This is a genomic window from Cellulophaga sp. RHA19 (genome assembly GCF_002813425.1).
GTDB lineage: Bacteria > Bacteroidota > Bacteroidia > Flavobacteriales > Flavobacteriaceae > Cellulophaga.
Map to the genome: position 1 here is coordinate 90,703 of NZ_PHUL01000001.1, position 12,410 is coordinate 103,112.

Sequence of the window (12,410 nt, forward strand, 5' to 3'; positions counted from 1 at the left end):
ACATTAATTAATTTAAATAAGTGTCATAACCTAAATATTTGTTATTTAAAGCAAAATCTAACTTACCCGTTAAATGGTAAGTTACAAATATTTCTCTATTTGAAATAATTAAAAAACTCAAAATTGTTTTAACATTATCAATGTTTTTTAAAAGAGTATTATAGTTATCTATAGGCTCATCTAACAGTATGCAAGCAGTGATGTCATCTACTTCACTTTTTACATTTCCGTGCAAACCAAAATCTATACCCAACAAACTATTGCCTAGGTTATTATACGGAATTTGCTTAAAAATTTTAGGTGTATATTTTAATTCTATCTTAAAATCTAGCACTTCATAAATTAAATCTTCAATAACGGGAAGATTCTCTTTTAATTGCTCAGAATTGCATAATTTAAAGAATAACTTAAATAATTTTACTTTAGGTATTTCTAATTTAGCATCTAAAATTTTTTGTGCAATTCTAAAAAGGTTTTCATTAGAGCTGTCATCTGTTAAAAAGTTAAGATGCCTATTTACAATTTTAGAACTTTCTTTAAAAAGATCTGTATCAAAAGCTTGAAAAAAGTTTATATTTCTTACCTCTCTCCTTTTATTTTCCTTTATAGCTTCTACCACCTCTTTATTGCTCATAGATGGTGTACTAATAACTAATGGATGAAATAAAATTTCTGGAAGTTGATGATAAATACTATTTCTGCTTAAATGCAATACTAAAAACTCTTTATAACTATTGGTTATACTTTTATATAAAGTTGTAACGTCTAAAATGTCTTTAGATAACGCACGGCTGTTCATACCACTGTTTTCTACAATAAGCATTTCATCTAAATCTTTATCTAAAATAAACTTTAGCTCCTCATAAAAAACTTCTGCTACAAAATCTGCTGTATTATTTCTTTTTAAAGAGTCTATGTTAAATTCTTCTTCTAACATTTATCCCAAATTAGTTGTTCATCACTATAGTTTAGGATTATTTTATCACCAGGAACTATTTGTTCAGAAATAATAAATTTAGAAACTACCTTTTTAATATAATTCCTAATTACGCCACCAATTGGTCTTGCACCATATTTTTTAGAATATCCTTTTTGCGCAAGAAAAGCTAAAGCTTCCTCTGATAATTCTAAAGAAATATCTTTTTGATCTAAAAGTTGTTTTTGCAGATTAGCAAAGTGTAATTTAAAAATGTCTTTTGCTATTTTTTCATTAATAGGAGAAAATGGTACAACCTCTGTTAACCTTCCTAAAAATTCTGGTCTAAAATGTTTGCTCATCACCTCTATTAATTGATTAGATGATGGTTTAGTCCCCTGCTCTATTTGTTCTGCAATCCATTGGCTACCAATGTTAGACGTAAATATTATTATGGCATTAGAAAAATCTCCACTTCTACCTAATTTATCATGTATTGTACCTTCATCCATAATTTGAAGAAAAACGTCATACACAGAACTGTGTGCTTTTTCTATTTCATCAAAAAGCACTACCGAATATGGTTTTTGTCTAATTTTATTAACTAGCATACCACCTTCTTCATACCCAACATAGCCTGGAGGTGCACCATATAATAATGCAGCAGAATGCTCTTCTTTAAATTCAGACATATCAAATCTAATCATAGCAGTTTCATCATCAAAAAGCAGTTCTGCTAAAGACTTGGTAAGCTCTGTTTTACCGGTTCCTGTGGGTCCTAAAAAGAAAAAAGACCCAATTGGCTGTTTAGGGTTACCTAACCCACTCCTAGATTCTATAATAGCGTCAGACAATGTTTGTATAGCACTTTCTTGACCTTTTACTCGCTCTTGGAGTTTATCTTCTATTCCTAATATTTTCTCTTTCTCTTCTGCTTGAATTTTTCCCAAAGGAATACCAGATATATCTGCAACAATAGATTCTATTTCTGTAGACTTAACTACCTCTATTTTTTCTGATGCTATATCTTCTAAAATTGCCAATAACTTATGTATTTTTTCTAAACCAATAGCAACAGTATCATCTTCTAAAAGAACTAAATTCTCTACTACTTTTGCGGTTAAAACAACACTTATTTTTTTAAAAATTGTTTTAAATAGCAACTCTAAATCACCTTTTACAACAACATCAGCTTCTTCTATTGCTTTTAGTGCTTGCTTAAATTTTTCTACCTCTTTCTGAGCATTTTTATTACTCATTTTTACAGCAGCTAAAGTTCTATCTAACAAATCTATAGCACCATAAGGCAGTTTGTTTTCTTTAAAATATCTTTTAGATAGTTTTATAGTTTCTTTTAAAGCTTGGTCAGAAATTTTAATATCGTAAATACCTTGTAATCGTATTTGGTGTTTTTCTAAACATTTTAATAATAAAAATTGATCTAACTCCTCTAAAAAAACCATCTCTAACTTACTATTTATAGGATGTTTTTCTATGTTTTTTCTGTAAGCATCTGAGGTAATTGTAAATACTAGGTTTGTTGAGCCTTCTGCCAACTGTGCATTTAAAATATTTGTTACTAAACTAGATTTACCTGATGTATTTTCTAATAAAATTTGAAGATCATCTATAACTAATACTGTTTGTGTTTCTAGCTTGTGTAATTTTTCAAACAGTTCTACAATTTTTTTAGATATTTCATTCTCAGATCCACTGCTAGCCAATAGTTTTGATACGTTTAAACCAAAGACTAACGTATTTCTTATAGCTTCATCTTCATTATTTGCTAACTCGGTAACAAAAGACTTTACAACTGCGGTTTTACCAACACCAGAATCTCCAATTAATAAGGTTCCTTTGTTTTCTGATCTTTCTAAATTTTCTAATATAGATCTAACCTCTTTTTCTCTACCTATTATTAAAGCACCTTCTTTTGTTATTTTTTCTGTTTTAAGATTTACAGAAAATGGTGTAGAAGAAACTACTTGGTTTTCTGCATCTGAACCTGATAATAAATTTAGCTTTGGTACATTGTATTGGTTTAGCACATCATTTTCATTAACACCCAAAGAATCTATCTGAGCTTTAGAGTACACTACACCTTCTCTAATAACAGCTGTAAAAACACAAATAGGATCTATAAAATCTGTTCCTAATTTAATTTTAGAACGTATAGCATCTTCTAGCACTATTTGCACTTCACTATCTTGCATTGTTTCTTCGTCAAACTCTGTGGTAGGTGTATACATTTCTCTTCTTACCTCAAACCACTCTGCTATGTAACCAATATCTTTACCTAAGCTTTCTAAAATTTCTTTAAGACCGGTTGGTTCTATAAGCATAGCCATAACTAAATGAGCTACACCATATGAAGTATGCTTATCATTATTAGCATTATGTTTGGCCATTTTCATAGCCGAAATTAATCCTTGACTAAAATCTAATTCTTTCATAGTTATTACTGAATTACTACTTTATACGGAATGTTACTGATTGACTTATTTGTCAATTCATTTTCAAAATAAACACCTAATCTATCTAAATCTTGTTTAGATGAAAATAAAGTGTTTAATGTAATTAAAACATCTGTTGTTCTTATTATTCCTTTTTTCTTTTCTTTTGAAATTTGTGCTCCTGGTTGTATTTGTATGTTAGATACGTAGTTACCTATTTGCTGATTTATAAAACTTTTTACATCTGCCTTAGAAACTATACGTTCTTTTGTAAGCAAGCCATACCTTAAACTATCTACCTGTTCTCTTTCTCCTTTTCTAATTTTACCACCAACAGTAGTTGTTAACAAGCGAGTTTTTTTCATATCAAACTCATTAGTGGCATATTGATTAAATGTACTTTGTTCATTAAAATCATTAGCCAAATCTGCATTACTTGTCCAATATTCTATTTCATAATTGGTTGCATTAGGAAAAGGGTAGGTTAATAAAAATGTACTTTCAGACACATCTATATCTTTTACTTTATCTATTGCTTTTTGCTCTAGCAAGTCTAGCTGTTTTATTAATTCTTCTAAGTAAGTATCTAACCTTTCAGGATTCATAGCTGCATATGCATTACCTTCTTCTCTAATAGATTGTGTTACCTTATTTATTAAAACTTTTGCGCTTCTAGTATCAAACTTTTCTATATCTCCAAAATAGAGAGAGTATGTACCGTTTCTTCTATTTTCATAATCGTTTAAAATATTCTTTAAATATTTTCCATTATCATCTTGAGCAGATTTAACATTTAAAAAATAGTTTTTATGCTCACATGGGAGAGATACTATTCTTCCGTTTTTACTATAATTGTGCTGTTTATAAACTCTTTGCCTATTAACTACAGGAACGGTGTTAAGAGAAACATTAAATTGTTCTATTTTTTGCTTATCAAAAATTTCTGGCAGCTTAATTTTTATCCAAAAAAGACTTTGATCATAATCTATGTCCTCTACTTCCTTTTTAGAGAACGGAAATAACTGGCTCAAAGACTTTTTTATATGAGTGCTACCTTCTAAATCTAAATCATAAAAATAATCCTTATAAAACGTAGTTATTTCTTCAGAATAATGTGTTTCATCAAGCTCATTAGAGTCAAAGTTACCCTTAGAACACCTTATATTAACTCTGTTTTCACCATTAACAGACATTGTATTTAAAAGAGGATACAAATTTAGATCTTCCATTAATACGGTTAAGGATAAACGGTCTAATTTATGAAGCTTTTCTTGGTCAATTTCTATACCTAACCATAGTGTATTGTCTTCTACTCTATTTTCTTTATCAAAAAAAGTATTACTAATAGCCTCGTTATTAATATACTGTACCAACTGCGTATTGTACAACTTATATTTTACTGCTGCATTATGTACGGTACTATTTACTAGAGGCGTAAAAAAGACACTTAAGTTATCTTTACCATAACTACTAGTATTTACATAAAAATGATTATCTGGAGTAACAGTATATGTTTCCTCATTAGGGTACATTAGCATTAAAGCATGTGCAGGCATTGGAGAAGACCACTTACTACTTAATAATATTCTAGATAACCTGTGAAGCAGCTGGGTATCAGACAATTTAATTTCTTGATGTAGCTTTGCTTTTTCATAAGCAAAAACATCTATTAAAAGGTCTATTAAGGGGTCTATGCTATTAGCCTCTTTTATACCCCATAACTCCATAGAGCGTTCTAACATCCTTTTTTTCAATGTTAAAAATGTTTGGTCTCTCATACTAATTTATTGGGATAAAGGACTTATATATATTAAGGTATTAAAATTAAAATCCATATCGTTTTCTATTAATTTTGCCTTTACAGCTATCTGTGATTTTCTGCGTATTTGTGTATTTTCACTACTAGATAAGTTATCATCAACCTCAGACAAAACAACGGACACTTTAATATCTTTTAATCTAAATTCATATTTTTTTATGGCTTCAGTTAAAGAATTTTCTACCCGTTCTTCCCAATCTTTAATTCTTACTAACTGACTAAATTCTAGCTCCCAAATTTGCGAACCAAAATCATCTCTACCTACAACTTCGCCGTATCTAGAGGTAATCATCATCATTATATGCTGCGCTATAGATTCAACTTTAGAACATCTATCTGCGCTTTTATTTGTTAAAATTTCAGAAAAATCTATTGGCAACTTTAAATAGTTCATTAGTTTTATATCTTTATCAGTAATATCTTACGCATGCACTTACAGTGTTTTAAACAAATATAATTTTATTGTTTTAAATAAAAGAGGTATATTCATATTAAAATTATAAAAAACTAGATAACATTAATAAAAAAAATAGACAATATGGCAATGTATAATTATGGTATTGGGGGTAATGAAGTAAAGTTAGATGTAAACGAATCTATAGCAGACATCCCTTCTAACAGAACTTTATTGGTTCAAAAATTAACTGATGAAGCACCAGTTTCACCAGAGGCAATACATGGTTTACAAACAGTGGAGCAAGTTTTTGAAAAATTTTCTCCGTCTGTAAAATTAGAACACCAAGATGAAAACGGCAGTGAGGTAAGTGAGGTAATGAACTTTAAAAACATTGGAGATTTTGATTCTAAAAAAATTAAAGAGAACAGTGAATTTTTAAGTAAGTTAGATATTGAGAAAGAACAAAATGTAAAAATTTCTCGTCAACTATCTTCTAACAGAGCCCTTTTAAAGGCTTTAGAAAACCCTGACACTAAAAATGCACTTATTCAAATTTTAGAAGATTCTATTTCTGAAATTAAAAATGCTGAAAAATAACGATCAAAAAATTAAATAATGGCAGAAAAGACTCAAACAAGTAAATCTATAGCTACACAAACTAAACAAGCTGAAACAGTAGATTTATCAGCTTCAATAGATTTATTAAAAGAATTTGGTGGTTTCTCTTTTTTAGAAAATGTAATTGATGGGTACACTAATCTTAACCCTAACAGAAAAGCAAGAAGAAATATATTTTTAACAGATGACCAATGGGAGTCTGAACGTAAAAATTTAACGAACAGATTAACTGTTTGGTTGGATCTTTTAAAGAGCGACAAAAACAGTGAAGAAATGCGTGACATTGCCAAAGAAAAGGCACTTAAAGTAGGAGAAGTCCTAAATGCTAATCTTAAGCAAGCATTAAAAAGAACTAAAGAATTAGAAACTTCTTACAGATCATTAGCACATTTCTACAAAAATACAGAGAGTGACAAGGTTAAAAACGTAACTATTGTTAACGCTAGTATGCATCAATTAAAAGATTTAGATAATCCTTACTTTATAGATTATATAGGTAATGAGCTAAAACAAAATTTTGACAGACTAGATCTAAGACAAAACTATTCTTTATTAGTTATACCTGGTTATTTAGGAACTAATGCTATCCTAGATAAGTGGTCTAAAATAGCTTTTGACAACAAAACTGTTTTACTAACAGATTTTCAAGATTTAGAAACACCAGACGATGTTGTGGATCTTTTCTTTAACTCTAACCATACCGGCGGAGACGTTTACAAATCTAATACACTAATGACTTGTAACTGGTTATTAGGAAGAAAAAAAGATGATATTGTTGGCGAGGAAGACAACTTATATGTTCCTCCTTCTTCTGCACTTGCTGGTAAAATATACAGCACATTAATGTCACAAGTTGTAGCGGGTAAAAAGTTTGGTGGTATTAACGAAGTAGAAAGTGTACGTTTTGATCTTAAAAAGAGTGAAATCTCTGAGCTAGAAAAAATGGGATTAGTACCTATGGTTAATGAGTACAGTAAAGTTATGGCTTTTTCTGCTAAAACACTTTTTAACGGAGACAACCTAGGATTACAAACCTATTCTGTTGTTCGTGTATTTGATTATATTACAAAGGTATTATTTGACTTTTTAAACAGAAGAGCTTTTGAAAACTGGACTACCAGAACAGAGTCTGATTTAAGAAGCCAAATTGTTAAATTCTTAGATAGTATTCATGGACCAACAAAACTTATTGAGAAATTTAAGGTAATGAAAATAGAGCAAGATCCTAACCAAAAAGACAGAGTCTTAATAGATCTTCATATTACACCATATTTTCCTGCAAAAAGTTTTGTAATACAATTAGATGGTCACAAAGGAGATGGCCCAGAAGAGGCTGTTTGGCATAGTGAATATAACCAACAATAATAGCATACCAAGGAATGGTCTTTATATAAAGACCATTCCTTATTTAATACCCCAAAAAAACAATTAAAATTTAGTCCCAAATAGCAACTCTAAGACTATTTTAGATACTCCCCTTTTCTGCTAAATTTTATTTTCCATAAAAAAACACTGAATTCAGTGAACATTAATTACTGTTAATTACCTGCAAACAGTAAAATTTTAATCTACAGTAAAAACAGACAAAAAAAACTGTTTTTTATGTAAATTTTATAGGAAAAATTAAATATCTTGGTCAAAAAAATTACAAAATATATTACACATAATTAATTTATAACTATTTATAAGTGGCCACATACTAGTAAGTATAAATAGCAACTATTTTTATAAAAATAGTACTATTATAAAATTTTAATTATGTAGTAAGAAAAGACTTTATTAAAACCAGATAGCACTACAAGTAAAACCGTAGGCAATTAATATTACAAAACAACTAACTAAACCCAAAATGGGTTGATTTTTTAAATACAAATTTTATTTAATGAAACCGTTAAACTACATTAAAAGAAGAAAACAAATTTTAAAATTCTCTCTATACTTTAGTTTCCTAATAATTGTACTACTAGTATGCGGATCTTTTACCCTAAATACAGCAACTAAAGGAATTACACTCTTAAACGAAAAAAAGGCTAGCTACGATGCTATTTTTAACAAACAAGCACAACTCAACTACCAGTTAGAGGACATTTATAAAAACTTAAGTAGCCTAAAAAACAAGCAAAGAACACTAACAGAGCACAAGGAAATGCAAAAACTTATTTCTGACACTCGCTTAAGTTTAGAAAAAGAAATTAACATTAATAAGCAAGACGCCAAACATTACGAGTTATACCAAGAACTATTTAAGCATTTAGGAGAAATACAATCTATAATGGATGTGTACAAAAAAGAAGAAAGTAAAAGATTGTACAACATTGACCAGTTAGAAAAATGCAAACAAAAATATAAAGAAATAAACTCTAACCAATTTAATTAACTATGCAACTAAATGAAAATTCTTGGCGAAAAATTAGGTTCACACTATTTTTCTCCTGGGTCGTAGGTATCCTGTTTGTAATAATTGTCAATTTCTTTATTTCGGTTCCTGTTTTAGAGAGTAAAGAGATAATGAGCGACATTAGAAATTCCGAAGAAATTTTAAGTGCTCAAAAAAAATACATTACGCAAGTTGTTACTTTACACGACACTATAAAAACTATAGAGTTTGATATTAATCAAGTACAAAGAATTGATGGCATTAAAAGAGATATTTATGCACTTGAAGACATTTACAAAATAAACAACAAGAACAACAAGTATAGTTTTGGACAACAATCATCTAGAATATTAAAAATATACTTTGATATTAATGAAGCACTGAACAAATCAATGAAAAACAACAAATTGATAGAAAAGAACCTAAATGAATGTAAAGCAAATATATAGACATGAATAACAAAAATAAAATTATACTATTGAGTGTACTCCTACTAATCTCATTAGTTATTATCATTTTAAGTTTTTACCCTTTTAATTCTGAGTTAAAAAATTTAGATTTCTATGTTTTTGATTCTAATGACAACAGCCATTATGAACAAAATGAAGAATTAGATTTTTTCTTAAATGATACATCTGTAGTAAAAGACAAAAAACTAGTGTGGCATTTTGGCAATGGAGACACATTAAAACGCAACTTAGACGTAAAATACAAATACAAAGAACCTGGTAAATATTTAGTTACTGTAGATATAGACAAAAACCAAACACTATCTAAATATATCAAAGTAATATCTGTTAAAGAGCGTAGAGTAATAGACTCTATACCTAAGCTTTTTGGCCCAGATGAAGGCTATACAGGAGAAGAGTTAATATTTACTTCTCAAGGGCCAGGAATAGAAACTTGGTACTGGGAATTTGGAGAAACAGGAACTGTAGATGCGTACGAAAAACAAAATGTATACGTATACTCAGAGCCAGGAACTTATGATGTAAAACTAACAACCAATACTACAGAATACCCTATATATCATAAAATAAAAATACTTCCGCGTTTTGAAAAATTAGATGTCATGGTTACCGTAGATTCTCTTTCTTTAGCAGAAAGCGATATTAAAAAGCATTTACAAGCAATTGCAGATGCAGACGTATCAGACAGAGCAACTTTTAACGAACAGTTTAGGTATTTAAAAAATAAATACACTTGCAATAACGCTAATGAAGTTGTAATTGTGGTTAACAACAGTAAGTATAACGACTTCTATAGTTACTGCCAAGGCTTACACTATTTGGATGGTAAACGTAATAAAAGAATAAGCATCAATAGTATAGAACTAGAAACGTATAAATGTATTAAAAGAATTAATGTAACTCAAAGCATGTTAGAATGAAAAATAACCAACCAAAAAACATAGTACCATTTATAATAGCTTTTTTATCTGTACTGCTTTTTAATACCACTAATGCACAAGTATTTAAATATGAAAAAATTGAACGTGTAAGCGATCATAATTTTAATTACCCAGATAGCGATACCGAAAACTTAAAACTAAAAAAAGATAAGTCTATATTGGTGGTCTATTCAGACAGAAGCAACAATACTTCTTACACCAACAGCTATGGTCAATTTAAAAAAGGATCTCAATCATTTCTAGAACCTTATTTTGTTATAAGTGATAAAAACAATGCTTATGAGGTTGTTTTAGCAGACTCATCATTAATTGGAAAACCTAAAAGTATACTTTCTTTTTTATTCAATAGAAAACGCCATTTTACAGATACTAAAGGAGTAAATTATATTGGCTGGATATCTAAAAGTAATACGCTAGAGCATAAAAACTCTTTTATCAGCACAATAAACAACAAACCTTTAAAATATAAAATAGGCGTTAGTAAAACTAGTGGTTTATATAAATTAAATAAGACTTTTGTGGGTGACAGCTTAGTGGTTTATGAAGATCCTTTTTTTAACAAACCCTTAGATAAAAAATTGCTTTTAAACCAAACCGTTTACCCTTACAAGTATAACCAAACAGGTAATGCTGTGCTTATTTCTAATGCACCAAGCATTAATGGTGTAGAAACTAATGTTATGGGATGGGTATCTACAGATTTAATTTCTCCTATTGGGCAAGGTCATGTTTACAATTTAGCAGGACAAAAAAAATCTTTACATATTAAAGACTCTACAAACCTTACTATATCACAACAACATATTTACGCTAATTACTTTTACAATAAAGCACCTAATAAGCCAAGTGAATTTAGTAACCCCACAGCAAATGTTCCTTTTTACATTTGGGACCAGAACGAGAATAAATTAATAAACGTAAAAGGTAACAATGTTTTAATTTCTGATGCCAATAGACTAGAAAAAGAAAGCAAAACAGTTAATTTTCATTTTATATTTAATGAAGACGAAAAAGAAAGCATTAAGCCTTTAATAAACTCTCTTCAAAATATAGGTTTATTTTTTCCACAACATGAAGATTTAAAATTCTCTTTTTCTGCTGTTAGTAGAAGTAAAAACAAATCTTATGTACTACCTAAAACTACATCTTTTGCTAGTTGGATAACCTTTATACAAAACATACTAGAGGAAAAACCATTACACAAAAAAGCAATTACCAAAGACTACCTAACCTTAAACCAAGCAATAGAAACTTCTTTAGCAACTAGTTACAACACCACTAGTTTTGAAAATAACTTTTTTATTATAGCTGGCAGTAGTGGTAATTATAATTTAGACAGACAAGACTATTTAATTAAAAAAATGGCTTTAAAGTCCTCTAAATTATTATTTATACAATTACAGAACCGCTCTAATGAAAGTAACCAAAATAATTTATTATTAGCTAAAGAAATATTATCTGATGTATCTAAAAACTACAACTCTTTTATAGAAAACTACATTATAGATAACAACCTAACTATTAGTAAAAACAGTTTAAAAAACATAGCCTCAGAAAACAGTAATATTTATGTTTATGACGCCCCACAAAACAGCTTATTTAACGGCGGTGTTATTTTTCCTAGTATAAATATGCATATAGAGCCAAAAGCTTTAAGCACAGCAATAGACACCGTATTAATTAATACAATTAACACAAACAATAAGCTTATAACATCTTTAAACAACTATAAAAGCAAGCTTGGTGTTTTAAAATCTAAGCCTTCTAAGTTTTTAAAAACTATTTTTAATTCTGACAGCTTACAAATAAGTTTAATAGACAAAAACAACCCTAACGACATTTTTTACAAAAACACACCGTTAGATAAAGCCAGTGTTAACTCTTTGCAAAAAGGGTACCATATGAGCAAAACAGAAGTTCTAGATTTAATTGAAAACTACAGAGCTTTGTTGCCTCGATTTGCAGAGTCTAGACTTGCCTCTTTTAATAGTGAAATAAGCTCATACACAAATGCAGATGATTACATACATACCAAAGAGACATTAACTAGAAGAGAAAAAAGAATACTAAAAAGAACTTACAGAAGAGAAATTAGAGGCATAAATAAAGTCTTTAAAAGAAAAGTAATCTATAGAAACGACAAACTATCTCAATTATTCTTTTTTAAAACAGGCATAAAGGTAGATCGTACATTTGGTAGTTACCAAACTTTAAAAATAAAGACCAAGTCTGCTACACAAAAAGGATTTGACAAATTTTTTCTAAAAAATCGTGATAAAGTAGATCTTTTAGAAAAGAAATTTTTAGACAACGATCTTATAAAAGTAAATAAAGACACTTATTTTGTTCCAGAATATTTATTGCTTTAAAAGCAACATAAGATCCTCAAAATTGTTCTTTTGAGGGTCTTATAAAAAAA

At 29.0% G+C, this 12,410-nt stretch carries 10 protein-coding genes; 6 read left to right on the forward strand and 4 right to left on the reverse strand.

Annotated elements, in window-relative coordinates; all coding sequences use genetic code 11:
• Positions 1 to 7: 7 nt before the first annotated feature.
• Genes AX016_RS00405 through AX016_RS00420 form a run of 4 tightly spaced genes read right to left on the reverse strand, consistent with a single transcriptional unit; the run spans position 8 to position 5,582 of the window.
• Entirely contained in the window at positions 8 to 937 is a 930-nt protein-coding gene (locus tag AX016_RS00405) for a hypothetical protein (protein ID WP_100893714.1), read from the reverse strand.
• Positions 931 to 3,369 carry an AAA family ATPase gene (locus tag AX016_RS00410; RefSeq protein WP_100893715.1) on the reverse strand — a complete coding sequence of 813 codons (2,439 nt, stop codon included), beginning with the start codon at positions 3,367 to 3,369 and terminating at the stop codon, positions 931 to 933. The genes AX016_RS00405 and AX016_RS00410 overlap by 7 nt, the downstream gene beginning before the upstream one ends.
• Before the next feature lie 5 nt (positions 3,370 to 3,374).
• On the reverse strand, positions 3,375 to 5,123 hold the full coding sequence (locus AX016_RS00415; protein WP_157811045.1) for a type VI secretion system baseplate subunit TssF: 1,749 nt from the start codon (positions 5,121 to 5,123) through the stop codon (positions 3,375 to 3,377).
• A 30-nt stretch (positions 5,124 to 5,153) separates the two neighbouring features.
• Positions 5,154 to 5,582, reverse strand: a complete 429-nt coding sequence (locus AX016_RS00420) for a GPW/gp25 family protein (RefSeq protein ID WP_100893717.1) — start codon at positions 5,580 to 5,582, stop codon at positions 5,154 to 5,156.
• Positions 5,583 to 5,726: 144 nt separating this feature from the next.
• Between AX016_RS00420 and AX016_RS00425 the strand changes: the two genes are divergently transcribed.
• The 6 genes from AX016_RS00425 (at position 5,727) to tssR (ending at position 12,360) form a co-directional block, all read left to right on the forward strand.
• Entirely contained in the window at positions 5,727 to 6,182 is a 456-nt protein-coding gene (locus AX016_RS00425; protein ID WP_100893718.1) for a hypothetical protein, read from the forward strand.
• An 18-nt stretch (positions 6,183 to 6,200) separates the two neighbouring features.
• A complete protein-coding gene (locus tag AX016_RS00430; RefSeq protein ID WP_100893719.1) occupies positions 6,201 to 7,568 on the forward strand; it encodes a DUF5458 family protein in 1,368 nt (455 codons plus the stop codon).
• A gap of 517 nt (positions 7,569 to 8,085) precedes the next feature.
• Positions 8,086 to 8,580 carry a type VI secretion system TssO gene (gene tssO / locus AX016_RS00435; RefSeq protein ID WP_100893720.1) on the forward strand — a complete coding sequence of 165 codons (495 nt, stop codon included), beginning with the start codon at positions 8,086 to 8,088 and terminating at the stop codon, positions 8,578 to 8,580.
• A gap of 2 nt (positions 8,581 to 8,582) precedes the next feature.
• The gene (gene tssO / locus AX016_RS00440) at positions 8,583 to 9,029 is read left to right on the forward strand and encodes a type VI secretion system TssO (protein WP_100893721.1); all 447 of its coding nucleotides are present in this window, start codon (positions 8,583 to 8,585) and stop codon (positions 9,027 to 9,029) included.
• Between the two features lie 29 nt (positions 9,030 to 9,058).
• Positions 9,059 to 9,970, forward strand: a complete 912-nt coding sequence (locus tag AX016_RS00445; protein WP_198519394.1) for a PKD domain-containing protein — start codon at positions 9,059 to 9,061, stop codon at positions 9,968 to 9,970.
• Entirely contained in the window at positions 9,967 to 12,360 is a 2,394-nt protein-coding gene (gene tssR / locus AX016_RS00450) for a type VI secretion system protein TssR domain-containing protein (protein WP_100893723.1), read from the forward strand. Before AX016_RS00445 ends, tssR begins: the two co-directional genes overlap by 4 nt.
• The last annotated feature ends 50 nt before the right edge of the window (positions 12,361 to 12,410 follow it).